General features: G+C 63.2%; 24 protein-coding genes. 15 read left to right on the top strand and 9 right to left on the bottom strand.

The genetic code is table 11. The features are described 5' to 3' along the window. Positions 1 to 244, top strand: a 244-nt coding sequence (locus AC1DVW_RS29255) for a 2-oxo acid dehydrogenase subunit E2 (RefSeq protein ID WP_477327815.1), incomplete at its 5' end; no start/stop codon positions are given. A gap of 534 nt (positions 245 to 778) precedes the next feature. Here AC1DVW_RS29255 and AC1DVW_RS29250 read toward each other — a convergent pair. From AC1DVW_RS29250 to AC1DVW_RS29240, 3 genes are all read right to left on the bottom strand, one after another. After that, positions 779 to 1,450, bottom strand: coding sequence for a 4-carboxy-4-hydroxy-2-oxoadipate aldolase/oxaloacetate decarboxylase (locus AC1DVW_RS29250; protein ID WP_477327813.1), 672 nt, complete (start codon positions 1,448 to 1,450; stop codon positions 779 to 781). Positions 1,451 to 1,516: 66 nt separating this feature from the next. After that, a complete protein-coding gene (locus AC1DVW_RS29245; protein ID WP_477327811.1) occupies positions 1,517 to 2,539 on the bottom strand; it encodes an amidohydrolase family protein in 1,023 nt (340 codons plus the stop codon). A 68-nt stretch (positions 2,540 to 2,607) separates the two neighbouring features. Beyond that, on the bottom strand, positions 2,608 to 3,759 hold the full coding sequence (locus AC1DVW_RS29240) for an alcohol dehydrogenase catalytic domain-containing protein (protein WP_477327809.1): 1,152 nt from the start codon (positions 3,757 to 3,759) through the stop codon (positions 2,608 to 2,610). Between the two features lie 234 nt (positions 3,760 to 3,993). Between AC1DVW_RS29240 and AC1DVW_RS29235 the strand changes: the two genes are divergently transcribed. Then, on the top strand, positions 3,994 to 4,350 hold the full coding sequence (locus AC1DVW_RS29235) for a DoxX family protein (RefSeq protein WP_477327807.1): 357 nt from the start codon (positions 3,994 to 3,996) through the stop codon (positions 4,348 to 4,350). Positions 4,351 to 4,406: 56 nt separating this feature from the next. Then, positions 4,407 to 5,027 (top strand): TetR/AcrR family transcriptional regulator, encoded by a 621-nt coding sequence (locus AC1DVW_RS29230; protein WP_477327805.1) that lies wholly within the window; start codon positions 4,407 to 4,409, stop codon positions 5,025 to 5,027. A gap of 80 nt (positions 5,028 to 5,107) precedes the next feature. Here the strand turns inward: AC1DVW_RS29230 and AC1DVW_RS29225 are convergent, their stop codons facing one another. From AC1DVW_RS29225 to AC1DVW_RS29205, 5 genes are all read right to left on the bottom strand, one after another. Further along, positions 5,108 to 6,670: a bifunctional 3-(3-hydroxy-phenyl)propionate/3-hydroxycinnamic acid hydroxylase gene (locus tag AC1DVW_RS29225; protein ID WP_477327803.1), complete on the bottom strand. Its 1,563-nt coding sequence runs from the start codon at positions 6,668 to 6,670 to the stop codon at positions 5,108 to 5,110. A gap of 43 nt (positions 6,671 to 6,713) precedes the next feature. Beyond that, positions 6,714 to 7,751: an Ldh family oxidoreductase gene (locus AC1DVW_RS29220; RefSeq protein ID WP_477327801.1), complete on the bottom strand. Its 1,038-nt coding sequence runs from the start codon at positions 7,749 to 7,751 to the stop codon at positions 6,714 to 6,716. Between the two features lie 32 nt (positions 7,752 to 7,783). Further along, positions 7,784 to 8,665 carry an alpha/beta hydrolase gene (locus tag AC1DVW_RS29215; RefSeq protein WP_477327799.1) on the bottom strand — a complete coding sequence of 294 codons (882 nt, stop codon included), beginning with the start codon at positions 8,663 to 8,665 and terminating at the stop codon, positions 7,784 to 7,786. Positions 8,666 to 8,738: 73 nt separating this feature from the next. Beyond that, positions 8,739 to 9,638 carry a VOC family protein gene (locus AC1DVW_RS29210; RefSeq protein WP_477327797.1) on the bottom strand — a complete coding sequence of 300 codons (900 nt, stop codon included), beginning with the start codon at positions 9,636 to 9,638 and terminating at the stop codon, positions 8,739 to 8,741. A 93-nt stretch (positions 9,639 to 9,731) separates the two neighbouring features. Next, on the bottom strand, positions 9,732 to 10,613 hold the full coding sequence (locus AC1DVW_RS29205; RefSeq protein ID WP_477327795.1) for a fumarylacetoacetate hydrolase family protein: 882 nt from the start codon (positions 10,611 to 10,613) through the stop codon (positions 9,732 to 9,734). Positions 10,614 to 10,837: 224 nt separating this feature from the next. On the opposite strand from AC1DVW_RS29205, the gene AC1DVW_RS29200 reads away from it, so the two are divergent. Both AC1DVW_RS29200 and AC1DVW_RS29195 read left to right on the top strand, forming a co-directional pair. Continuing rightward, positions 10,838 to 11,992, top strand: a complete 1,155-nt coding sequence (locus tag AC1DVW_RS29200) for an alcohol dehydrogenase catalytic domain-containing protein (protein WP_477327817.1) — start codon at positions 10,838 to 10,840, stop codon at positions 11,990 to 11,992. 63 nt (positions 11,993 to 12,055) lie between these two features. Next, positions 12,056 to 12,598, top strand: a complete 543-nt coding sequence (locus AC1DVW_RS29195) for a cupin domain-containing protein (RefSeq protein WP_477327793.1) — start codon at positions 12,056 to 12,058, stop codon at positions 12,596 to 12,598. 46 nt (positions 12,599 to 12,644) lie between these two features. Here the strand turns inward: AC1DVW_RS29195 and AC1DVW_RS29190 are convergent, their stop codons facing one another. Next, positions 12,645 to 13,595 carry a LysR family transcriptional regulator gene (locus AC1DVW_RS29190; RefSeq protein ID WP_477327791.1) on the bottom strand — a complete coding sequence of 317 codons (951 nt, stop codon included), beginning with the start codon at positions 13,593 to 13,595 and terminating at the stop codon, positions 12,645 to 12,647. Positions 13,596 to 13,696: 101 nt separating this feature from the next. Between AC1DVW_RS29190 and AC1DVW_RS29185 the strand changes: the two genes are divergently transcribed. The 10 genes from AC1DVW_RS29185 to AC1DVW_RS29140 all read left to right on the top strand — a co-directional run. Next, positions 13,697 to 14,878, top strand: coding sequence for a cytochrome P450 (locus AC1DVW_RS29185; RefSeq protein ID WP_477327789.1), 1,182 nt, complete (start codon positions 13,697 to 13,699; stop codon positions 14,876 to 14,878). 11 nt (positions 14,879 to 14,889) lie between these two features. Then, positions 14,890 to 15,207 (top strand): 2Fe-2S iron-sulfur cluster-binding protein, encoded by a 318-nt coding sequence (locus AC1DVW_RS29180; protein WP_477327787.1) that lies wholly within the window; start codon positions 14,890 to 14,892, stop codon positions 15,205 to 15,207. 15 nt (positions 15,208 to 15,222) lie between these two features. Next, positions 15,223 to 16,485: an NAD(P)/FAD-dependent oxidoreductase gene (locus tag AC1DVW_RS29175; protein ID WP_477327785.1), complete on the top strand. Its 1,263-nt coding sequence runs from the start codon at positions 15,223 to 15,225 to the stop codon at positions 16,483 to 16,485. A gap of 306 nt (positions 16,486 to 16,791) precedes the next feature. After that, positions 16,792 to 18,000 (top strand): amino acid ABC transporter substrate-binding protein, encoded by a 1,209-nt coding sequence (locus tag AC1DVW_RS29170; RefSeq protein ID WP_477327783.1) that lies wholly within the window; start codon positions 16,792 to 16,794, stop codon positions 17,998 to 18,000. Between the two features lie 60 nt (positions 18,001 to 18,060). Next, entirely contained in the window at positions 18,061 to 18,927 is an 867-nt protein-coding gene (locus tag AC1DVW_RS29165) for a branched-chain amino acid ABC transporter permease (RefSeq protein WP_477327781.1), read from the top strand. Then, positions 18,924 to 19,895, top strand: coding sequence for a branched-chain amino acid ABC transporter permease (locus AC1DVW_RS29160; RefSeq protein ID WP_477327779.1), 972 nt, complete (start codon positions 18,924 to 18,926; stop codon positions 19,893 to 19,895). The genes AC1DVW_RS29165 and AC1DVW_RS29160 overlap by 4 nt, the downstream gene beginning before the upstream one ends. Further along, a complete protein-coding gene (locus AC1DVW_RS29155; RefSeq protein WP_477327777.1) occupies positions 19,892 to 20,623 on the top strand; it encodes an ABC transporter ATP-binding protein in 732 nt (243 codons plus the stop codon). The genes AC1DVW_RS29160 and AC1DVW_RS29155 overlap by 4 nt, the downstream gene beginning before the upstream one ends. Then, complete coding sequence (locus AC1DVW_RS29150; RefSeq protein ID WP_477327775.1) at positions 20,616 to 21,332, top strand: ABC transporter ATP-binding protein; 717 nt, start codon at positions 20,616 to 20,618, stop codon at positions 21,330 to 21,332. The genes AC1DVW_RS29155 and AC1DVW_RS29150 overlap by 8 nt, the downstream gene beginning before the upstream one ends. Before the next feature lie 51 nt (positions 21,333 to 21,383). Next, entirely contained in the window at positions 21,384 to 22,382 is a 999-nt protein-coding gene (locus tag AC1DVW_RS29145; RefSeq protein ID WP_477327773.1) for an SRPBCC family protein, read from the top strand. A gap of 75 nt (positions 22,383 to 22,457) precedes the next feature. Beyond that, the coding region (locus tag AC1DVW_RS29140) for a zinc-binding dehydrogenase (protein WP_477327771.1) at positions 22,458 to 23,465 on the top strand (1,008 nt) is incomplete at its 3' end.

Here is a 23,465-nt window from a genome sequence, read left to right as displayed (position 1 = left end):
GTCCAATCTCGGCATGTTCGGCATCAAGGACTTTGCCGCCGTCATCAACCCACCGCATGCGACGATCCTGGCGGTGGGTGCCGGCGAGCAGCGCGCCGTGGTCAAGAATGGCGAGATCAAGGTCGCCACCGTGATGTCGGTGACGCTGTCGACCGATCACCGCGCCGTCGACGGCGCGCTCGGCGCCGAACTGCTGGTCGCCTTCAAGCGGCTGATCGAAAACCCGATGGGCATGCTGGTCTGACCGCAGTTGGACGCTTACGACGCGTAGGCGTGCAATTCTGACACCTAAGCTCCTGACGTCCGCGACGCCCCCCGAGTTCCCCTTTGGGCGAGTTGCGCTGATGTATCGCGGGACGCTTCTTGGTCATGACCGCTTCCTGGCACGAAAGGGTCATTGAGATACGGGAGTTCTACTGTACAGGCTCGCGGAACCATACGGAACGATACGGGAAAGTTTGTGATTTTGGCCTACGAAAAGCCAATGAAATCAATGGCCTTGATACGTCCTCCGGGCCCACCAACAATTTAACTTGTTGATTTTGTTATATTCTATGGGAATATTCGCCTCGGCGTTTTGGACGCGAACCCCTTGAGCCTTCGGAATCGGAAGTTTCATTGCAAGCATGTGAGAGCTTCGTGATTCCCGTGGCAATGACTCATCAGCGCCTATTTGGGTGGGGTTGCTGCCTTGCTGGAGGCCGGCAAGAACCAGACCCACACAAGTCGTGCCAGCGGATCGCCCATGTTGTCAGTCGCGCAACCGGCTAGGCGGTTCTTATTCGTAGATGAGGCCCTTGCGCTGCAGGCGCTCGCGCATCTCGTTGACATCGAGACTTAGCTTGCCCGCAGCGTAGAGGCTTCGCTTTTCCTCTTCCATCGTCTCGCGCTTGCGTGCGATGTCGAGGACCTTTGCAGCGCTTTCGCGCGGCACCACGCAAACGCCGTCGTCATCGGCCACGATCACGTCGCCCGGCCGGATGTGGGCGCCGGCGCAGACGATCGGCACCTGGACGTCGGCGAGCGTCTCCTTGACCGTCCCCTGCGCGCTGATTGCCTTCGACCAGACCGGAAAAGCCATGGAGCGCAGCGTCGAGACGTCGCGCACGCCCGCGTCGATGATCAGGCCCCTGATGCCTTGCGCTTTGGCCGACTCGGCCAGCAGGTCGCCGAAATAGCCGTCCTCGCAGGGCGAGGTCGGAGTGACGACGAGGATGTCTCCCGGCCGCGCCTGTTCCAGCGCGACATGGATCATCCAGTTGTCACCCGGCGCGACTTCGCAAGTCAGCGCGTTGCCGCCAATCCTGGCACCATCGTAGATGGGCCGCAGGCGCGTAGCGAGCAGGCCTGTCCGTCCCTGCGCCTCGTGAACCGTGGCCACGCCAAGCTGGCCAAGAGCCTCGCAGGTCTCGATCGGCGTGCGCTCGGTTTTCGTGACGACTCTGGCCATTGGTGTTCTCCTGAAAAGATGAGGTACGGCGTCTGGCCCCGCACCCAATGGTGCTCGTTTGGCGGCCTAGCGCCTTTGCGCCTTCAGCCGCGCATCAAGCCGCGGATAGACCTTGCGGGCATTGCCTTCGAACACGGCACGCCGCTCGGCCTCGCCGAGCGAAAGCGCGTCGATGTAGCGTCGCGTGTCGTCGAAGTCGAAGCCGGTTTCCGGGTCGATGGCCTTGACCGCTCCGAGCAGCTCGGACCCGAAGAGGATGTTGGCCGGGCCAACGACGCGAAACAGCGTGTCGATGCCTGCCTGGTGATAGACGCAGCTGTCGAAGTAGACGTTGCGCAGCAGGTGCTCGCCCAGTGTGGGCCTGTCCAACATCATCGCCAGGCCGCGATAACGTCCCCAGTGATAGGGCGCCGCACCGCCGCCGTGCGGAATGATCAGCTTGAGATCGGGAAACGCGCTGAACAGGTCGCCCTGGATCAGCTGCATGAACACCGCTGTATCCGCGTTGATGTAGTGCGCACCGGTCGTATGCAGGCATGCGCTGCAGGAGCCGGAGACATGAATCATGGCCGGCACCTGCAGCTCGACCAGCTTTTCGAAGAGCGGATACCAGTAGCGGTCGTGGATCGGCGGCGCCGACCAGAAGCCGCCTGACGGATCGGGGTTGAGATTGCAACCGACGAAGCCGAGCTCGACGACGCAGCGCTCGAGCTCGGCAAGGACCGGCTTCAGGTCGCCGCTCATCGATTGCGGCAGCTGGCATACGCCGGCGAAGTTGGCCGGGAACATCTCGACGATGCGGGCGATCAAGTCGTTGGAGATGCGCGACCACTCGGTATTGCTCTCGGCGCTGCCGATATGATGGCCCATGCCCGAAGCGCGCGGCGACAGGATGGTCAGGTCCGAGCCCCGCTCGCGCTGCAGGCGCAGTTGGTTCTGTTCGATCGTTGCCCTCAGCACGTCGTCTGCAATGTCGGGATAGGCGGGCATTGCGTCGCGCGTGCCCTCGATGAACTCGACCTGCGCCTTGCGAAAGGCATGATGGTCCTGCGGTTCGCTCGTGTAGTGGCCGTGGCAGTCAATGATCATTTCGGTTCTCTTCGCGACGCGATCCGGCAGCGGTGGACGCTGAAGTCCGCCGATGCCGATTGCTGCGCCTACGGTTCGAGCACGTAGTTGGTGAAGCCGCCGTCACCGGAAGCGACGCCGTTGATGGCCTCGTTGATCTGCTCGAGCGGATACGTCCTGGCCTCCAGCACCGAGAGATCGATCGTCCCGGTGCGGACCATCTCTGCGATCTCCATGCCCTCGGCCGTGGTCAGCCAGGCCGAGCCGATCAGCTCCATCGAATTGTCCATCCACCACTTGGTGTTGAACAGCATGTCGCTGCCGGTGCCGCCGATGTTGACGATGCGTCCGCCGCGCCTAACGCCCATCATGGCGTCCTTCATGGCATTGACGTCGGCGACCGCGCCGAGGCAGTCGAGCATGAAGTCGGCGCCAAGACCGGCGGTCTGCGAGCGGACCCAGTCGGCGACCTTGCCGTCCTGGTTGGAGAAGGTCTGGATCCGGTTCGGGGCAAGCTGTTTCAGCCGCTCGAGCAGGGGCTTGCCGCGGGCCACCGCGTAGACCGTCGAGACGCCCATGGCGAGCGCGAAGAGAGTGGCGCCGACGCCCAGCGTGCCCGTCGCGCCGTTGATGATCAGCGACTTGCCGGTCGGTATGCCGAACTTCTTGATCGCGGAATAGGAGGTGCCGAGGTAACCCATGCGGGCGGCCTGCGGAAAGGTCATGTTCTCGGGGATCTTGACGATCGCATTCTGCGGCGCACACATAAACTGGGCGAAGCCGCCTTCCGGATAGCGCTTGTAGATTTCGAGGCTGTTCTTGTTGAAGCCGAAATAGCCGTTGAAGGTGAAGTACTCGCACTTCGCCTGATGGCCGCTGACGCAGGCATGGCATGCGCCGCAGGAACGCAATGGATTCACGTACACGCGGTCGCCAGGCTTGATCGCCACGACCCGGTCGCCGACCTGATGCACGATGCCCGCAGGGTCCAGGCCGAAGATCGCCGGCTTCATAGGCAGCGGCTGATGTGGGTACCAGGTTTCCCAGTTGTTCAGCACGTTTGCGAGGTTGGGCACCATCCCGCAAGCCTTGACCTCGACGACCACATCCGTGCCGGACGCCACCGGCTTCGCCACGTCTTCGACACGCATCGGCTCGTTCACAGCATGCAGCCGCGCCGCCCGCATCATGATCGTCATCGTCTGTTCCTCCCAATATGCCGGCTCGTGGAGATGCCGCATTGACATTCTCATCGGACTGCAGATACCGTACAGTATCTGGATTGGGTGGCGCAAGAGCGATTTTCACTGACGACGGCGTTTACAGGAGATCCCGGCGCACGCCGTGCCGGTTGCGATCCTGCGACGACGCTTTCGCCGCACGGAACTTTCGATCGCTGAACGTCGCGCCATCCAGCCAACAAGGACAGATGAAGGGCATCGACGGCTCGTTCAGCGTCCTACAGGGAGGGATCAGTGCCGGAGTTTGCTCTAACGCCAATCGATCTGCTGCGCATTCTGTGTGGGCTCTGGTTCCTTCCGCATCTCGTCGGAAAAATCAGGAACTTTGAAAAGGCGACGAAGACGTTCGAGGCCGCCGGTCTGAAGCCTGGAAAGCCCGTCATCGTGCTGACGCTAGCTCTGGAGTTTCTTGCCGCCGTTGGAATGGTGTTCAACATTCATCCGCGATTGGCGGCAGCGTGCGCCGTAGCTGTCTTGCTAGGGGCGGCGTATGCGGTGGTGCGCATCAATGGCCCGCGCTGGCGCTGGCAGTTGATGGGCCCCGAATACCCGATTTTCTGGGCGCTTGCCTGTATTGTTTCGGCCTTCTAACCTTCGGCCGATTCGGATACCAGAGGTATCCCGATAGTGGACTGGAAGGACAGAAGATGGCGCGACTGACACGCGAACAGAGCCAGGCTCTGACCCGCGAGAAGCTTTTGCTGTCGGCCAGCGAGGTCGTGGCGCGCGACGGCTACTCCGGCGCGACCATCGAACGCATCGCGGAAGAGGCCGGATATTCGAAGGGCGCTTTCTATTCGAACTTCGCCACCAAGGAAGAGATATTCCTTCAACTGCTTGAGCGCCATGCCGGCGGCGACGTGGTCGAGCTCACCGGCCTGCTCGACGGTTACGATGACCCGAAAGAGATCATCGATGCGATGTGCAATTGGGCCAATCAGCGGGCGAAGGACAAGCGGTGGGGAACGCTTGCCATCGACCTTCTGCGGATCGCCCGCCGGGACAACACACTGGAAGAGCGGCATCTGCGCCTGTTCAAGGACCAGTGGGTGGGGTTGGGCAAGTTGCTGTCCGGAAAGCTCTTCCCTTACGGCGGCTCCGATATCGAACCCCTCTATGTCGGCGGCGTCGTTCTCGAACTCATATATGGCGGCCTCTCCAGCTTCATGAAGGACGACTCGCCGGGCGAAATGGTCAGGGCCACGCTCACCTCAATGCACGAAGCGCATCTCTACAGGCACATGAAGCAGCCGGCCGCCCGCGCATAGGGCGCGCACCGCTTCCCAGGTGCAGGGGCCGGTTCTAGCTTGCATCCGAGGTCGGCATGGCGCACATGACGCATGAACCGTCATTGGTCGGTCAGCATCGCCTGCAATTGACGAACGAGCTGCTCGGCCACCCCTGCTTCCGCGGCCGTACCGAAAACCAAATGGTCGGGCCGCACCAGAACGGCGCGCGCACCCTTCGACGTCAACCAGTCCGTCAGCACACGGTCTTCTTCCACCAACAGCGAAGGATAGGATCTCTCCTGTGCCACGCGATGCACGGCAACGCCCGCCTCGCGCGATGTGTCTAAAAGGCTGGGGGAGGGATCCATATCGCCGGTGATGAGAAGCTGGAACCCCGGCGGCAAAGCGTCGTCGAGCCGCATCCGTCCGAAAGGCCCGACGACCCAAGGCTGTGGACAGGGCTCGCCGGCTCCGGCTGTCGACGGCCCATCGACGCCACCGGCGACAAGGCCATGACGGATGGGCGGAAAGAGGTTCTGCCGCACTAGGACACCCTGGCCCGCTTGCATCTCCGCTACCATCTCGGCATTGCGGGCGCGAGCCTTGCCGGGATCCAATTCGCATATGACTTTTCCCAGCCGCTTCGTGACCTCTATAACCTCGCGTATGAACGGCCTGCGCTCGGCCTGGTAGGTGCCAAGCAGGCGCTCCGATCCCCCGCCGATCGCATAGGCCAGCTTCCACGCAAGATTGGCTGCATCCTTGATGCCTTGCACCATTCCCTGCGCGAGAAACGGCGGGGTCATGTGGCAGGCATCGCCGGCAAGAAACACGCTGCCCACTCGCCACTGCTGCGAAACAAGAGCGTGGAAATTGTAGGTCGCCGAGCGCCAAAGCCTGGCCTGGTCCGGCTGAAGCCAGGGCGAAAGCAACTGCCAGATCCGTTCCGGTTGGTTGATTTCCAGCGGATTTTCGCCAGGCAGGATCATAAACTCCCAGCGTCGCAGCCGATCGGGACCGTGCACATATGTGTGCGGGCGCGCGGGATCGCAGAACTGGACGTTGGTCTCCGGCAACGGCACGTGCCCGTCCTCCAGGATCATGTCCACCACGAGCCAGGGTTCGTCGAAGTCGAGGTCCTCCATTGCGACGCCGAGCTTGCGCCGGATGAAGCTGGTCGCGCCATCGCAACCGACGACATAGCGCGGGGTCCGCCTTGTGCGTGCGCCGCTCGCCCTGTCGTGCAGCGTCAGGACAGGTCTTTCGGGATTCTCAAGGTTGATGAGCTCCGTTCCCGTGCGCAGTGTCAGCTTGGGGAACTTCTTGCCGTTGGCGCGCAGCGCCCGTTCGAGCTCTGGCTGAAGGAACGTCATATAGGGTGGCCAGGCAAGCGGGTAGGGCTCGGCAGGGGACTCGAACCGGCGCAACAAGACACCGTCGGCGGACCTGTATTCCGACGCGCGATATTGCCCCGTCGCCGCGGCAATGGCGTCGGCCGCGCCGATGTTCTGGAAGATCCGCATCACCTCGTGGTCCATGCCGATGGCGCGAGGCAGTGCGTAGACGTCGTCAGCGGCGTCAATGCCTTCCACCCGAACTCCTGCCGCTGCAAGAAGATTGCACAAGGTGATGCCGACCGGGCCAAGCCCGACCACCACGACGTCCGCCTCATCTTGCGTCATCAGCGATACCTCTCTCGCCGGCTTCGGTGCGGCTGTCGCTGCATCACTGCAGGAAGGCCGGCACCGCGAGCCCCAGCCGAATGGCTGCATCGGCGAGATTCCCCGCGGTGCCTTTTGCCAGCGGGATGCCGTTGGCCGTGCGCTCCCGCTTGGTCTCGAAGCCGCGTTCGCCCGGTAGTTTCACGCCATCGGAGCCGGCTGCCGGATCGAGCGCATGGATCGCGCCGGCGAGGTCTTCCACCGAGGCGAGAAAGGAGGATGTTTCGCCGAAGGCGGCCGGATTGACGGCAAGCATAAGGCCATTGAAGCCGCCCTTCTTCTCGCCGCGCAGGAACGGCGCGATGACCGCGTTGCCCACCAGCACGCTCGACAGGATTTCGATCATCAGCGAGAGACCGGATCCCTTGGGGCCTGCCATCGGCAGTATCGCGTCCACGGCATTCGGATCTTGCGTTTCGACGCCCTCGGCATCGACGGCCCAGCCCTTGGGGATGGACTTGCCTGCATCCTTCGCGGCCATGATCTTGCCCAACGCGACGGCGGCCGTGGACATGTCGAGCACGATCGGATCGGCGCCGCCAGGCCGCGGAACGGCGATCGACAGGGGGTTCGTCGACAGGGCCTCGCCCTTTGCGCCGAAATAGCTCATCAACGGTTTGGACGCCGACATGGCAATGCCGATAAAGCCGCGCGCGGCCAGTTGCGTTGTAAAATAGCCAATAGCCCCGGCATGGGATATGGCGCGGGCCGAGCACCAGCCGATGCCGAACTTTTCGGCCAATTCGCCGGCTTTCTGCGCCGCCTGCGTCATGGCGACGGAACCCGGCGCTTTTTCGAAGTCCAGAACGCAGGTCGCACCAAACTCGCAAATCACTTTTGGACGCTGGCCGCTGCGGATGATGCCTGTCTTGATCATCTCGATGTAGCGCGGGATCCTGAGAACACCGTGCGACTCCGCGCCGCGCAGATTGGCCCACACCAGCAGCCGCGCGGTCTGTGCCGCCTCATCCGGCGTATAGCCGGCGGCATGCAGGAGCGCAGCGGCAAATTCGGTCAGTTCGGGTTCCTGGGCGACGGGCATGCCTGATGTCTCCTGGTCTGGCTGCGCTGACCTCAAGCGGCCGGGGTCGCCGGGAAGAATTTGTCGAGCCAGCCCTTGATCATCACCTTGGTGCGCGGCGCGTCCTCCGGGGCGAGCGGGAAGTGGGCAGTGCCGGTGATCAGCATCAGCTCGGCCGGCTTCCCGGCCTTCTCGAACAGGCGGATGGATTGCTCGGTCGGCGTGATGATGTCGTCGGCGGTATGGAAGAACAAGGCAGGCCGCGGCGCGATGTTAGCCACCACGTCATCCGCCCTGAAGTTCATCATGCTCCATGCCGTCTCGGTCGGGATTTCCATGATCGCCTTGGGCGACAGGTTCTTGCGCAATTTTTCCGGGATCGGCACGGCGTCGAAGCGCGAGATCCACAGGCTCTCGCCCGTCGCGCGCTTGTGCTCGCGCCCCTTCTCGAGCAGGGCCATGAACCGCTCCCAAGCCTCGGGCGTCGGGTGCTGGCCACGGAACTTGCGCTCGCCGTGACCCCAGCCGCATGAGGAGATGACGCAGGCGAACCGCTCGTCGACCCCGGCCGTATAGACCGAAACGGCGGCGCCGAAGCTGTGGCCGGTGATGCCAATTCGCTTAGGGTCGATCTCGGGACGTTTGGCGAGGAAGGTGAGCGCGTTCTTTGCGTCGGCGACCTGATCGAAGCAGCGCACCTGGGCGCGCTCGCCCTCGCTCTCGCCACAGCAGCGGAAGTCGAAGCGCAGCGCGGCATAGCCGAACGCTTCCATCATCTCCGCCTGGATCTGGGCGTGCGACTCGTCCTTGGAACCGACGAAGCCGTGGCAGACGATGAACGCCGGCAGCTTCTGTCCCGGACGGTGGCTGTCGGGAATGTGCAGAATCGCCGACAGTTTCAGGCCGTCGGATTCGAACGTCAATTTTTCCTGCATGGCAATCTCCTATCGGAAGCAGCGGCCCACTCGGTCGAGCTGCTTCGCCTCCTTGCGCCGAAGCGCGGCCTGATCAGTTGATCCTGGCGAATGGAAAATGGTGCTCGCGCCATTCCTGAGGGGCGGGAGACCCCCAGACATTCATCTGGCGGACGTTTCCCGGGCGCTCCAGATTGGTGATGACGTTCGGCACGAAGTGGGCGTCGTCGGCCACCGTGTGCATGGCGCCGGAGCACTCGACCATCGCTCCGCTGGCATCCAGGTAGTAGGCGTAGGTGTTGTCGCCCGGACGATGGCGGCCCGGCCCCCAAAGGACTTGGCGGTCGAACCCGTCGAGAATGTCACCGAGCCGGCAGTAGTCGCTGAAATGGCTGAATTCGAAGGAATAGTGGTGAAGCCCGATCGGGCCCTTCACCAGACCCAGGATGTGATGCTGGCGGTTGCCGCCATGCATCCAGCTCAGCGCTTCGTTGACCATGCGCTCGGTGAGCTGCATACCGCAGATCTCGGAAAGCTGCCGCCTGGTGACGACCGGGTCGGGGGTGATGAGATTGATGTGGTCGAGCCGCCGCGGCTTGATGCCGTTGGTCGGGTAGCGCGGATTGTACATGTCGTCGCGCGCCGGGGTGTGAACCTCGAAGCGCAGTCCTTCCGGCGTTGCGAAGGTCACGCCGGCATCGCAGCAGGCCAGGCTGGGTTCGCGCGACAGGATACGGCAGCCGGCGTCCTCCACGCGCGAGGCGGCTTCCGCGACAGCCTCGGCGGTCAGGGCTTCGAGCCCGATCGTGTGGCAGGAATTCTCATCGGATTGGAGAAGCACGAGTTCGGCCTTGCGGCCGTTCGAACTCAGCCATGTCTCGCCCGCCGTCTGCCTGGTGACGCGCAGCCCGAGAATCTCCGTCGAGTCATGGATCACGGCCCCGACGTCACGGACATTCAGCTTTATGTGACCGACCCCATACACCAGGTGCATCACTATCCTCCTCTTGCGGTCGCAGCACGGCCCTGGCGACCTCCTTAGAGCAAACTCTCCTTGACGGCAACAATTTTCGAAAAAAAGATATTATTACGAAATCTTGTCCGAATTGTCCGCGACCACCGTGTTTCGCAGCGTTCCAATGCCCTCGATCTCGATCTCGACCTCGTCGCCAGGGAAAAGGAACTCCGGCGGATTGCGGCTTGCGCCGAAGCCCAATGGCGTGCCGGACACGATAACGTCGCCAGGGTCGAGTGGGGCGAAAGTCGAGATGTAGGAAATCAGCCAGGGGATGTCGAAGATCATGCGCTCGATCGCGATCGACTGCTTGGTCACGCCGTTGACCCGGCTCTCCAGAAAGAGCCGCGCCGGGTCCGGGATCGCGCGCGTACAGACCATCCAGGGGCCGAACGCGCCGCTTTGATAGAAATTCTTGCCGGGCGTGAACTGGCTCGAGTGTTTCTGCCAGTCGCGCACGCTTCCCTCGTTGAAGCATGAATAGCCGGCGACGTACTCCATCGTTTCGGCGCGCGCGATCTTGTGCGCGCGGCGGCCGATGATCACCGCCAACTCGCCCTCGAAATCCAGCTTCTCGGAAACTGCCGGTTTCAGGATGGGACTGCCGTGTCCTGTCTGGGCTTCGGCGTGACGCGTGAAAAGGAGCGGGAACTCAGTCACGGGCTTGCCGTCCTCATGGAAGTTCGTGGCCACGCAGAAGATCTTGCCCGGGTTGGGGATTGGAGGGAGCAGGCTGACTTCGGTCAGCCGCACGACTTCGAGATCGCGCCCGCTGGGCGCGAGGTTGGGAAACCGGCTGCCGAGATAGGCCTTGAGATCCGGCGGCGCCCCGGGATCGGAATCCAGGCGCAAGATCGTTTCACCGTCGACGATTCCATAGCCGGCACCGGAGCGATCAACGAAAGAAGCGAATTTCAAAGGCTCACCATTTGGACGTGCCATGAAGGCAGGCACCTCTGGCCCAGAGTAAATCGGATTTTCGAAAATACGCAAGTCGTTGGAAGGCGGCGGCAAAGCGAACCGATCTTGAACCGAAATGGCCTGACCATTGGTTGGGTGTGGTGCTCGATTTCGTTCGTCACAACAAAGTTACGAAAAAAGATTGATATTTCGAAAAAAATGTGCGACCACCGACTTGGCCTCGGGAGGAGGCCCAGGTGTGCGCCGAAAAGCTCGGCATGCATTTGTTCGAGCGAACGGGAGGTATCGACGTGACAGCAATTCCGCAGACGATGAAGGCCGCGCGCATGCACGAGATCGGCGGCCAGCTGATTATCGAGGAAGTGCCGGTCCCAAAGCTTGGCTCGATGGACGTTCTCGTTCGGGTCCACTCGTGCGGTATCGTTCCGAACCTGGCCAACATCCTGGCGATGTGGCCGACCTGGTTCCCCCACATGCCGCAGCCGCCGCTGCCGGCGATCTTCGGCCTCGATCCGGCCGGCGAGATCGCCGCGGTCGGCAGCCAGGTCCACAATCTGAAGCCCGGCGATCGCGTGTATGTCAATCCTGGGCGCTCCTGCGGCAGCTGCCGCCACTGCCGGCGCGGCGACACGATCTCCTGCCGCCACTACGCCTTCCAGGGCTATTTCGGCTTCAGTCACGACGCCCTTCAGACATTCGAAGACTACGCGGTCGGCGGCATTTCCGAATACATGGCCGCACCGGCATCGGCGATCGTGGCGCTTCCCGACAACATGAGCTTCGACCAGGCCGCACGGCTCGGCTACATGGGCACCGGCTATTCTGCTCTTAAGAAGGCGCAGGTCGGCCCCGGCGACACAATCCTTGTCAACGGCATCTCCGGCACGCTCGGCATAGCGATCGCGGTCTTCGGTCCGTCCTTTGGGGTCAAGAAGATTCTCGGCACCGGTCGCGACAGGAAGCTGCTGAAGGAGATCGAAGCGCTTGCCCCCGGCATCATCGAGACGCATTCGCTGGAGGACGGAATGCCCGACGAATGGGCCCGTTCCAGGACAGCGCACGGCGAGGGGGTCGACGCCTTCATCGATTGCAACGGTCCCGGCACGTCGCATGAGCCTTTTCTGGCGGGCCTCAAGGCACTGCGCCGCGGCGGTATCGCCGTCGACATCGGTGCCGTCATGGGCGCGGTTTCCATCGACGTGCACACAATGATGGATCGCAACCAGCGGCTCATTGGTTCCGCATGGCTGACGACCTCTGAGGGCCAGGAAATGGCTGACCTCGTCGGGATCGGCAAGGTCACCCTGGGTCTCTTGGAAACCCACGCGACGCCGATGGAGAAGGTCAACGAGGCCATTTCGGGCATCGCCGTGCGTCATGGCGGCTTCTCGAATTTTGTGATCCATCCATAGTTGAATGCATATTAGTATGCTGATACCGAATGGTATTCGAATTTGTGTTGGGAGGATAGAAACATGAGCACTCGCCGCGTCGTCACCGGAAAGAACGCCGCAGGAAAATCGGTATTCATCAGCGACGACACCTCGCCGCGCGAGATGGCGCTGCAGCACACACCCGGTTTCGTTTCTGCCCCGCAGTGGAAGATCGACGGGACGCCGGATCTGGCCAAACGGGATGGCGCCGATCCGATGGCGAGCGAGGGCACGATGCTGGCTTCGGTCGGCGGATCGGTGTTCTGGATGATCACCTTTCCGCCGGATAGCGTGATGATGTCGCCCGACTGGAAACCCGAACTGGCGGGTCCGGAGCATCTGAAGGCCGCGCCCGGCATCGCCGAGTGTTTCGAGATGGACAATCCCGGCATGCACCAGACGCCGACCGTCGACTACGTGACCGTCGTCAAGGGCCGGCTTGTCCTCGAACTCGACGACGGCAAGACCGTCGAGCTGAATCAGGGCGATACGGTCGTGCAGCAGGGCGCGCGTCATGCCTGGCGCAATCCCTTCAACGAGCCCGTGACGGTCTCGGTCGTCATGCTCGGCGCGAAGGCGGCATAGGCCGCGTCGCACGCGCCGCTCGCGCCGACTTTTTCTCTCTCCGGGCCTACTGTCGGCCCGGTAGGCCTCTTCCCGCCTCGTGCGTGTCTCCGCCGCCGAGGTTTTTTTCGGCGACCTCTGCCAATATCTGGCGGGCCCAGCGGTGCAGGCCGGAGTGGTGCGTACGCTCGGTCCAGTAGATGTCGACCTGGATGAAGACATCCATCGGGAAAGGGCGCAAAGCGAGCCTGTCCGACAGGCGACCCGCCAGCCGATACGGAATTGTCGCCACCAGCTCCGAGCCGGGAATGAGCCGTTCCAATATGTCGTGGCTCGAAACGGTGACCTCCGGCTGCATCTCGATGCCCTTTGCGCGCAACGCGGCGAAATAGAGCGCCTCCCAGCGTCCGTTATGCGTGACCGCGACATGCCGCGAGGCGCAGTAGCGGTCGAGCGTCAGCTCTCCCCCCGCCAGCGGGTGCGCCGAGTCCATGACGCAGGCGTAGTGATCGGTGAACAGTTTCCTGCGGTAGTAGATGTCGCCGAGGATCGCGACTGGTCCCAGCACGATATCGCATGTGTTCTGCTTCAACTGCTGTTTGCCGTCGACAGCGGATTCGAAGATGTGGATCGTCGCTTTCGGCGCCTCCTTCTGCGCCCGGCGCACGAAGTCGGGGATGACGAACATGCGCTCGTGGTGGTTGCAGGACACCGTCACGCTTCCCTCGGCCGTGGCCGGGTCGAAACCCGACGGTGAAGAAAGCGCGGCCATCTGCTCAAGGATGCCGCGCGCCTGCTGGGCGAGCTGTTCGCCCTTGTCGGTTGCCACGATCGAATTGCCCTGGCGGACGAACAGCGGATCGTTGAAGGCCTTTCGCAGCCGCTTGATGGCGTAGCTTATGGTGGACTGGTTGACGCCGAGAAGTTGCGAGGCGTCGGAAAACGAGGCGCGGTCCTGCACGGCGACAAGCGTCTGCAGCGTGGCGAGATCTACACTGGCAAGTTCGTCGGAGAGCATGCCTCTCACCTCCATGCAAGTTTTCGATGACCTCTATCTAACCCATCGCATTGCTGAATACACGTCGATTTCGTACCTCGTCTGCCGACAGGGAGGAAATCATGAGCGAAGCCGTGAAAGTGGTCGACGACGTTGCGTTCGAAGAGCTGCTTGCCAATCCGTATCCGGTCTTCAAGCGCGTCCGCGACCTCGGGCCGGTCGTCAAGGTCGAAGCGGCCAACATCATGATGGTCACGCGCTTCGACGACATCATGGCCATCGAACGCGACCCCGAGACGTTTTCCTCCATCAATCCGCAGTCGCTGCTGAACACCGTGATCGGGCCGAACCTGATGCGCAAGGACGGCGAGGACCATGCCCGCGAAAGGGCGGCGATGGATCCGAGCCTGCGTCCCGGCGTCGTCAAGCGGTGCTGGGCCGAGCCCATGCAGACCATCTGCGACGACGTCATCTCGCAGATCGAGCACAAGGGTGAGGCCGAGCTGTTCGAGGAACTCGCCGCGCCGATCGCGGCGCGCGCGCTGGCCGACATATTGGGCTTCGACGGTGTCGACTGGCGCACGATGGCGCTATGGTCGCAGTCGCTGATCGACGGTTCCGGCAACTACTCGCACAACCCCGAGATCGCGAGCAAAGCGAAGGTGGCAGCCAGCGGTGTCGAGAGCGCTGTCGACAGGATGCTGCCCCATCATCGGGACAATCCAAATCCTTCGATGCTGTCTTCGATGCTCCAGGCCGATCCTGCGCAGACGGTCGAGCAGATCTACGCCAACATCAAGGTCGCGATCGGCGGCGGGCTGAACGAGACCCGGGACTCGATCCTGACGCTGATCCTGGGCCTGTTGCAGAACCCGGACCAGCTCACGCGCATTCGCGCCGAGCCTTCTCTCTGGGGGCAGGCTTTCGAAGAAGCGGTGCGCTGGATTTCGCCGATCGGCATGTATCCTCGCCGCTTGACCCGCGACGTCGAGATCTCGGGCACGCTGGTCCGCAAGGGCGAGCAGGTGGGTCTGTGCGTCGGCGCCGCCAACCACGATGACCGCCGTTTCAGCGATCCGGAAAAGTTCGATGTCTTTCGGGAAAAGAAGTCCCACCTGGCGTTTGGCGCCGGATCACATTTCTGCGCCGGCACCTGGGTGTCGCGCGCGCTGGTGAGCCAGATCGCCGTGCCGATGGTGTTCGAGCGGCTGCGCAATCTCCGGCTCAAGGATCCGGAACTCGTCCGCGTCCGGGGCTGGGTGTTTCGTGGCCCCACGCACATGCCTGTTGTCTGGGACGCTTGAGGGAGAGAGACATGCCAACGATCAGGTTCCTTTCCGCGGACGGCACGGAACTCGCCATCGAGGCCCAGAACGGCCGCAGCTTGATGGAGACCGCGCTTGAACACAGCGTTCCGGGCATCATCGCCGAATGCAACGGCTCGGCGACCTGCGCCACCTGCCATGTCGTGCTTCCCGAGGAAATCATGGCGGCGCTCGGACCCATCAGCGAGCATGAAAACGACATGCTGGACTTTGCCGCAGCGCCGCGCGAATCCGGAAGCCGGCTGAGCTGCCAGATCAAGGTCAGCGACGCGCTGGACAATATTTCAGTCCGCGTTCCGGCCGCCTAGCGGTAGAGGCTGATCATGTCCCTCGACGCCGATCATCCCGCTGCGGCCAGGCCTGACAACGAAAGCAGCATCGTCATCGTTGGCGCCGGACAGGCCGGCCTGTCCACGGCCGAAAAGCTGCGGGCAAACGGCTTCGCGGGGTCGATCACTCTGATCGGGGAGGAGCCGGATGCTCCGTACCAGCGCCCCCCGCTGTCGAAGGCCTATCTTCTGGGCGAACTTGAACGTGACCGGCTGAAGCTGAAGGCCGAGGACTGGTACGGAAAGAACCGGATCGCATTGCGACTGGGAACGCGCGTCGCATCCATCGATCGCGCGGGGCGGCGGGTGTGTCTGGCCGATGGCGCCATGCTTGACTACGATCGTCTTGTGCTCGCAACCGGGGCGACCGCCCGAAAGCTGCCGCAGGCGATTTCGCGCGGCCTTGCGGGCGTCTTCACCATCCGCACGCTCGCCGACATCGATGCATTGCGGCCGACGCTCGAAAACCACGGCAAGCTCCTTGTCATCGGCGGCGGATACATCGGACTCGAGATCGCCGCCGTCGCGCGCGGACTCGGCATGACGGTGGATGTGGTGGAAGCCGCCGATCGCCCGCTCGCGCGGGTGGCCTCGGCGCAAACGGCCGAGGCAGTCGCGGCGCTCCACCGCTCCAGGGGCGTGACCTTTCATCTCGGCAAGGCGGTGAGCGAGTTGCTCGGCGCGGACCGCGTTGCCGGCGCCAGGCTCGGCGACGGCACGATCGCCGAGGCCGACGTCGTCGTGGCGGGAATCGGCGGCATGCCGCAAACGGCGTTGGCGGCTGAGGCAGGTCTCGCGATCGACAATGGCATCGCCGCCGACGCCTATGGGCGCACGGACGACCCGTTCATCTGGGCCGCAGGAGATTGCGCCAATTTTTCCTTGCCGGAAGGCGGGCTGCGGATGGAGAGCGTCGGCAACGCGATCGACAGCGCCGACCTCGTCGCCCGCAACATCATGGGCGCGCGCCAGCCCTACAGACCGAAGCCGTGGTTCTGGTCCGATCAGTTCGATCTCAAGCTGCAGATCGCCGGCCTGTCGCGGCCGGACGATACGGTTGTTATCAGGCAGGGGGCAGGACCAGGACGGTCGCACTGGTACTACCGCGAAGGGCAGCTCGTCGCGGTCGATGGGCTGAATGCGCCGCGCGACTACCTGATCGGCAAACGCCTCCTTGCCATGTCGGCCAGCCCCGATCCCGCTCAGGTCGCGGATCCGGCGCTGACACTCGAGGTTCTGGCCAATGCCGCGAAATGAGGCAGCGCCCGGGCTTCTCAGCATTGACATTCGTAGGCGTATCTGCATACTGTAAAGTATCTTAAATGATGCGGCGCGGAACCGGTTTTCCGCAGTGCGACCAAATCAGCAGCGTTCAGGGCCAACGTCGGCACCGGGACGGCCGGGAATATCGTCACTAGAAGAAAATAACGAAAATACGAAAGTTTACGAAATTTGCTGGATCGTCGGAGGAAAATGGCCTAAGCAATTTCGCTAGGGGATCGGTCGACCAACTCGCTGGGAGGCGAGGGGAGGCCAACACAACCAGAACTGGGAGGAATTTCGATGTTGCGACGCAGTTTCAACGTACTCATGCTTTCGGCGGCTCTGGCAGCTGGCACGTTCAGCGCGGCCTTTGCGCAGGACCCGGTCAGGATCGGCGTCAGCGCATCCAAGACCGGACCGCTTGCGGGCGGCGCGTCAGGCGTGCTCTGGCCGAACATCAAGCTGTGGGCCGAGAAGGTGAACAAGGCCGGCGGCCTCAAGGTCGGCGATCAGATGCGGCCGATCGAGATCGTCGAGTATGACGACAAGTCGTCGCCGGAAGAGGCGGTCAAGAACATTCAGCGTCTCGCCACCCAGGACCAGGTCGACCTGATCATCCCGCCCTATTCGACAGGCCTCAATCTCGCGACCGCTCCGCTGATCGCGAAATATGGCTACCCGCAGATCGTCTCCACCGGCAATGCCAACGATCTCGATCAATTCGTCAAGCGCTGGCCGAACACCTTCTGGCTGCTCGGCCCGGCGCAGGGCATCGCCAACGGCATCGTCGGCACGCTCAAGGATCTGCGCGACGCCGGCAAGATCGGCAACCGGGTCGCGGTGGTCAACGTCTCGGATGCCTTTGGCCTCGAGATGATCAAGACCGGCAAGCCCGCGCTAAAGCAGGCCGGCTTCGATATCGTCTACGAGACCTCCTATCCGCTCGGCAATCAGGACGTCGCTCCGGTGATCGCCAGCGCCAAGGCGGCCAATCCCGACGCCTTCATCGCCTATTCCTATCCACCGGACAGCTTCGCGCTTACCGAGCAGGCGCAGCTGCAGAAGTTCGACGTCAAGGCGTTCTTCGTCAGCGTCGGCGGCAATCTCGACGGATACGGGAAGCGCTTTGGCGCTGCTGCGAACGGCATCCTGATCATGGGCGGCGTCAATGCGAGCGATCCCGTCTTCCAGGCCTATCGCAAGGAGCACCTCGCGGTGACCGGCCAGGAGGCCGACTGGTGGGCGAGCCCGGTGGCCTATGCCAGCCTGGAGATCCTGCAGCAGGCCGTCGAGCGGGTCGGCAGCCTGGACAAGCAGGCGATCAACAAGGAAATCCAATCGGGTACCTTCAAGACCGTGCTCGGCGATATCCACTTCGAGAACAACATCAACAACAACAACTGGACAGTGGGTCAGTGGAGCGATGGCGTCGTGCACGGCGTCAGGGCGACCGGGAACATCCAGGGCGCGCAGCCGCCGGTGCTCAAACCCGCCTGGCCCAGCAACTGATCCGATCCTCCCGGCGTCCTGGCGTCCTCGTGACGCCAGGCCCGTGACTGCGAGAGTACAATGCTCATCCTGCTGACAGGCCTGCTCCTTGGGGGCACCTATACGCTCATCGCGCTCGGGCTCACGCTCCAGTACGGCGTGGCGCGGATCATGAACCTCGCCAATGGCGAGACGCTTGTTGCGGCGTGCTTCGTCACCTTCTGGCTGTATACGGGCTTCGGGATCAATCCGCTCCTGGGCCTGCTGGTGATCGGCCCCGGAGCCTTCGTCGTCAACTGGCTGATCTATACAAGGCTGATGCAGCCTCTGGTGAGGCGGGCCAGGAATCGGGGCATGCTCGAGGTCGATTCGATCCTGGCGACCTTCGGGCTCTTGTTCCTGTTCCAGGGGCTGATGCTGCAGGCGTTCGGCGGGTCCTATTTCAACTACGAGTTCCTCGCCCAGCCATTCACGATCATGGGCAACTCGTTCGGCCTGAACCGGGTCGTGGCGTTTGTCGCCGCCGCCGTCATCGCCACGGCTCTCTACATTTTCCTCTACCACACCGACCGCGGCACGGCCGTTCGCGCCGTCGCCGTCGATCCGCGCGCGGCAAGGCTGGTGGCGATCGACGTGCGCAAGACCGCCGCCTTCGCCTTTGCGCTCGGAGGATCGATCACGGCCTGCGCCGGCACGCTGCTGTCGACCTTCTACACGTTCAACACCTCGATGGGCGTGATCTTCACCATGAAAGCGCTGATCATCGTCATCATGGGCGGCGTCGGTGACGTGCGCGGCGCGGTTCTCGCGGCTCTCGTGCTGGGCGTGACCGAGACGATTGTCGCCAGCCTGCTGGATCCCGGACTGACGCTGGCGTCCAACTACGCCCTCTTCATCGTCGTTCTGCTGTTCCGGCCGCAGGGCATTTTCGGAAAGCGGCCGGCATGATGAACATCCCGCGCAACGAACTCCTGACTCTTGGTGCCGGCCTTGCCGGTGCGGCTGTGCTGGCCTTTCTCCCCTTGGTCACCGAGGGCTTCTGGCTGTCGCTCAGCGTTAACATCATGCTCTATGCCGCCATATGCACGGCCTGGGCGCTTTTTTCCGGGCCGACACATCTCGTCTCGCTGGCGAGCGCCGCCTTCTTCGGCGTCGGAACCTATTCGGTCGCGATCTTCATCGACGTCCTGCCTTTCCCGGCGCTTATCCTCATCGCGGTCGTCGCCGGCGCCTTGCTGGCCACGCTGGTCGGATTGGCGACCCTCAGGCTCTCGGGAGTCTATTTCGTGATCTTCACCCTCGGCCTTGCCGAACTCCTTGGTCAGATCGTGACCTGGGTGCAGACCAATTTCGGCGGCACGATCGGGCTCTACGTCTTTACCGATTTCACCGAGACGCATCTCTACTGGATGCTGCTTGCGCTGACGGTGGTCGTGTTCTTGACCGGATGGCTCATCAACAGGTCGAGGCTGGGTCTCGCCTTGCGCATCATCGGCAATGACGAAGCCGTGGCGCGGCATGTCGGCGTCGATACCGCTCGCACCAGGGTCATCCTGTTCGCCGTCTCGGGAGCCTTCATCGCCGTCGCTGGCGCCATCATGGCACCTCGCTACGGCTACATAACGCCGGACGCGGCATTCAACCCGATGACGTCCTTCCTCGTGGTCATCATGGCACTGCTCGGCGGCACGCGCCGCCTTTGGGGACCCCTGGTCGGCGTTGTTCCTTTCACCGTGGTGATGGACTTTATCTCCGGCCATTTCCCGAACCAGACGGCAGTGATCATGGGACTCGCATTTCTGGCGATCGTCTATGTGCTTCCCGACGGCGTCACGGGCCAGCTGGAAACCTTGTTCCGTCGCCGCCGCCCAACCGACAAAAGCTTGCTGACGACGACTGTCGAGGAGGGCAGATGAGCGTTCCTCTGTTGACCATAGATCGGGCGCGCAAGGCCTTCGGTGGTCTTGTCGCCGTCAACGACGTGAGTTTCGAAGTCGCCAAGGGTGAGTTGCTGGGACTGATCGGACCGAACGGCTCGGGCAAGACCACGATGCTCAACCTGATATCGGGGGCGCTGTCGCCGACATCGGGCAATATCCTGCTGTCGGGTCAGAACATCAGCGGCTGCCCGGCCCACAAGATCGCCCGCATCGGGGTCGCCCGAACCTTCCAGCTGGTGCGCGTCCTGCCGTCAATGAGCGCGCTGGAAAACGTCGTCGCCGGCGCCGTCTTCGGGCACAGCCGGCTCTGGGGCGCCGAGGCGCTGGCGCTGGCCCGCGATCTGCTGGAGCGGGTCGGGTTGAAAGGTCGCGAGGAGGTTCCCGTCGCGGCTATGACCTACATCGACCAGAAGCGGATCGAGCTTGCCCGTGCGCTTGCGGGAAACCCGCACGTCCTGCTGCTCGACGAATGGCTCGCCGGCCTCAACCCGAGCGAGCTGAGGGTCGGCATAGACCTCATCCGCGAGATCAGCGCGCAGGGCCGGACGATCATCATGGTCGAGCACGTGATGGATGCGATCCGTTCGCTCTGTTCACGCTGCGTGGTCATGAATTCCGGTACGAAGATCGCCGATGGCAGGTCGGCCGATGTCCTGGCCGACCCGGAGGTGGTCCGCGCCTATCTGGGAGACGACGATGCTTGAGGTGTCCAATCTCGGCGTCCGCTACGGACGGCACGTTGCGCTTGACGGTGTTTCCGCGCGCGTTTCCAAGGGCGAGATCTGCGTCATCCTGGGCGCCAATGGTGCCGGAAAATCCAGCTTCCTCGGCGCTGTCGCCGGCCTTGTCGGGACGGAGCCCGGCACCGGCATCGTCATGAACGGCAAGGATGTCACGAAACTCGACGCCCATCTGATGGTGGAGGAGGGGATCGCGCTGGTTCCGGAAGGCCGTGGCATCTTCGGCGAACTCACCGTGGCGGAGAATTTGCGGCTTGGAAGCCATGCCAGGCGCGCGAAGGCCGATGCGCGCCGGATGCTCGACTTCGTCTATGGCCTGTTTCCCCGGCTTGCCGAACGCCCTCGCCAACTGGCGCAGACCATGTCCGGCGGCGAACAGCAGATGGTCGCGATCGGCAGGGCGCTGATGTCCAAGCCGGATATCCTGATGCTGGACGAGCCCTCGCTCGGGCTGTCGCCGCTGCTGTCCAAGGAGCTGTTCAAGTCACTGGCCATCATCGCCGGCGAAGGCTTCGGCATCCTGCTTGTCGAGCAGAATGCGCGGCTGAGCCTCAAGACCGCCGATCGCGGCTACCTGATCGAGACGGGAAAGATCGTCGGCGAGGACACGGCGCCGAACCTGCTCAACGACCCGAAGGTCATGAGCGCCTATCTCGGCGCCGTCGCGCATTAGCGCGCTGCCGCACCCCAAAACATAGATCTGGTCCAGGAATGAGGATGCTCCATGCGCTTGCTTGAAACCGAGATCGTCATCGACGCGCCGCCGCAGACCGTGTGGGCCGTGCTGGACGATATCGAGCGCTACCCCGAATGGAATCCGGCCCTGCCGGCGCTGCGCGGACGCACGACGGTCGGTCAGCGTGTCGTCGGAACGCTGCGCCAGCCCAATGTTCCCGAGCGCGAGGTCACGCCGACCATCACCCGCATCGTGGGGGCGCGGGAACTTCGCTGGCTGAGCCAGGCATCAGGCGGCGTGTTCAGTGCGGAGCACATCTTCATCCTGGAGCCAACCGGGAATGGCGGCACGCGGGTGCGCCACAACGAGATCTTCGATGGCCCGATGGCAGACGAGCGCTGGCCCAGCATCGATACCAATTTGCGAACGGCCTATCTCGACTTGAACCGCGCGCTGAAGGCGCGAGCGGAGGCCCTGCGCGGCGAGACGGCCGTCCTGCACCCGGCCGTCGGAGGAGACGCATCGGCAGCGCCCGTCGGGGCATTCACTGCGCGTTGCAAATGTGCCAGCGAGCCGGTGGAGATCGCGGTGGATCAGGCTGTGGCGCACAATCATCTGTGCGGCTGTTCGAAGTGCTGGAAGCCTGCCGGTGCCGCCTTCGCGCAGATCGCGGTCGTGCCGGCGGGCTGCGTCGAGGTCAAGGCGAATGGCAACAAGCTCGAAGCCGTGGACGCCACGCAGAAGATCGAACGCCACCGCTGCAGCTCCTGCGGGACGCATATGGTCGGCAAGGTGTCCGATCCGGACCACCATTTCTACGGCCTCGAATTCGTGCATCCCGAACTGGCGACGGATGGGCACCAGCCGAAGATCGAGTTCGCGGCCTTTGTGTCTTCGCTCGTCGAGACCGGGACGCCGGCGACCAGCATGGCCAGCGTGCGCGGCGCGCTGGCCCAGGCCGGGATTCCCGCCTATGACGCGTTCTCGCCGGAACTGATGGACGTCATCGCCTGGCACAAGGTGAAGCTCGCGAAGGCGGCCGGCTAGCAACCGCGTCGCCGCGCGCTCTGGGGAACCGGCCTGCCCTCGTGGGTCGATGCTGATCGAGATTGGAGAATACGCATGAAAACCCGCGCCGCTGTTGCTGTCGCCGCCGGAAAACCGCTGGAGATCATGGAGGTCAACCTCGATGGTCCGCGCGACGGCGAAGTGCTGGTCGAGATCAAGGCGACCGGCATCTGCCACACCGACGAGTTCACTTTGTCAGGCGCCGACCCTGAAGGCCTGTTTCCGGCCATTCTCGGCCATGAGGGCGCCGGCATCGTCGTCGATGTCGGCAAGGGCGTCACCTCGGTCAAGAAGGGCGACCACGTCATCCCGCTCTATACGCCGGAATGCCGCCAGTGCCCGTCCTGCCTGTCGCGCAAGACCAATCTGTGCACCGCGATCCGCGCCACCCAGGGCCAGGGCCTGATGCCGGACGGCTCGTCGCGCTTCTCGATCGGCAAGGACAAGATTTTTCACTATATGGGCTGCTCGACCTTCTCCAATTTCACCGTGCTGCCCGAGATCGCGCTGGCCAAGGTCAATCCTGACGCGCCGTTCGACAAGATTTGCTACATCGGCTGCGGCGTCACCACCGGCATCGGTGCTGTCATCAACACCGCCAAGGTCGAGCAGGGCGCCACATCAGTTGTCTTCGGCCTCGGCGGCATCGGCCTCAACGTCATCCAGGGGCTTCGCCTTGCCGGCGCCGACATGATCATCGGCGTTGATCTCAACAACGACAAGAAGGCCTGGGGCGAGAAGTTCGGCATGACGCATTTCGTCAATCCGAAGGAGATCGACGGCGATATCGTGCCCCACCTCGTCAACATGACCAAGCGTGGCGCCGACCAGATCGGCGGCGCCGACTACACCTTCGACTGCACCGGCAACACCAAGGTGATGCGCCAGGCGCTCGAATCCTCACACCGCGGCTGGGGCAAGTCGGTCGTCATCGGCGTTGCCGGAGCCGGCCAGGAAATCTCGACACGGCCATTCCAGTTGGTCACCGGCCGCACCTGGATGGGCACCGCCTTTGGCGGCGCGCGCGGCCGCACCGACGTGCCAAAAATCGTCGATCGTCGA

This window comes from Mesorhizobium sp. P3_B5, assembly GCF_056402815.1.
Note: the sequence above shows the minus strand (reverse complement) of the source record. Positions and strands in the feature narration are given on the sequence as shown.

Bases quoted from the DNA above. Each gene is read 5' to 3' on its own strand.
- AC1DVW_RS29170 (WP_477327783.1), top strand. From the start codon at position 16,792: ATGTTGCGACGCAGTTTCAACGTACTCATGCTTTCGGCGGCTCTGGCA.
- AC1DVW_RS29145 (WP_477327773.1), top strand. From the start codon at position 21,384: ATGCGCTTGCTTGAAACCGAGATCGTCATCGACGCGCCGCCGCAGACC.
- AC1DVW_RS29250 (WP_477327813.1), bottom strand. From the start codon at position 1,450: ATGGCCAGAGTCGTCACGAAAACCGAGCGCACGCCGATCGAGACCTGC.
- AC1DVW_RS29195 (WP_477327793.1), top strand. From the start codon at position 12,056: ATGAGCACTCGCCGCGTCGTCACCGGAAAGAACGCCGCAGGAAAATCG.
- AC1DVW_RS29225 (WP_477327803.1), bottom strand. From the start codon at position 6,670: ATGACGCAAGATGAGGCGGACGTCGTGGTGGTCGGGCTTGGCCCGGTC.
- AC1DVW_RS29220 (WP_477327801.1), bottom strand. From the start codon at position 7,751: ATGCCCGTCGCCCAGGAACCCGAACTGACCGAATTTGCCGCTGCGCTC.
- AC1DVW_RS29150 (WP_477327775.1), top strand. From the start codon at position 20,616: ATGCTTGAGGTGTCCAATCTCGGCGTCCGCTACGGACGGCACGTTGCG.
- AC1DVW_RS29215 (WP_477327799.1), bottom strand. From the start codon at position 8,665: ATGCAGGAAAAATTGACGTTCGAATCCGACGGCCTGAAACTGTCGGCG.
- AC1DVW_RS29175 (WP_477327785.1), top strand. From the start codon at position 15,223: ATGTCCCTCGACGCCGATCATCCCGCTGCGGCCAGGCCTGACAACGAA.
- AC1DVW_RS29200 (WP_477327817.1), top strand. From the start codon at position 10,838: ATGCATTTGTTCGAGCGAACGGGAGGTATCGACGTGACAGCAATTCCG.
- AC1DVW_RS29155 (WP_477327777.1), top strand. From the start codon at position 19,892: ATGAGCGTTCCTCTGTTGACCATAGATCGGGCGCGCAAGGCCTTCGGT.
- AC1DVW_RS29240 (WP_477327809.1), bottom strand. From the start codon at position 3,759: ATGCGGCATCTCCACGAGCCGGCATATTGGGAGGAACAGACGATGACG.
- AC1DVW_RS29230 (WP_477327805.1), top strand. From the start codon at position 4,407: ATGGCGCGACTGACACGCGAACAGAGCCAGGCTCTGACCCGCGAGAAG.
- AC1DVW_RS29160 (WP_477327779.1), top strand. From the start codon at position 18,924: ATGATGAACATCCCGCGCAACGAACTCCTGACTCTTGGTGCCGGCCTT.
- AC1DVW_RS29165 (WP_477327781.1), top strand. From the start codon at position 18,061: ATGCTCATCCTGCTGACAGGCCTGCTCCTTGGGGGCACCTATACGCTC.
- AC1DVW_RS29210 (WP_477327797.1), bottom strand. From the start codon at position 9,638: ATGCACCTGGTGTATGGGGTCGGTCACATAAAGCTGAATGTCCGTGAC.
- AC1DVW_RS29190 (WP_477327791.1), bottom strand. From the start codon at position 13,595: ATGCTCTCCGACGAACTTGCCAGTGTAGATCTCGCCACGCTGCAGACG.
- AC1DVW_RS29185 (WP_477327789.1), top strand. From the start codon at position 13,697: ATGAGCGAAGCCGTGAAAGTGGTCGACGACGTTGCGTTCGAAGAGCTG.
- AC1DVW_RS29245 (WP_477327811.1), bottom strand. From the start codon at position 2,539: ATGATCATTGACTGCCACGGCCACTACACGAGCGAACCGCAGGACCAT.
- AC1DVW_RS29180 (WP_477327787.1), top strand. From the start codon at position 14,890: ATGCCAACGATCAGGTTCCTTTCCGCGGACGGCACGGAACTCGCCATC.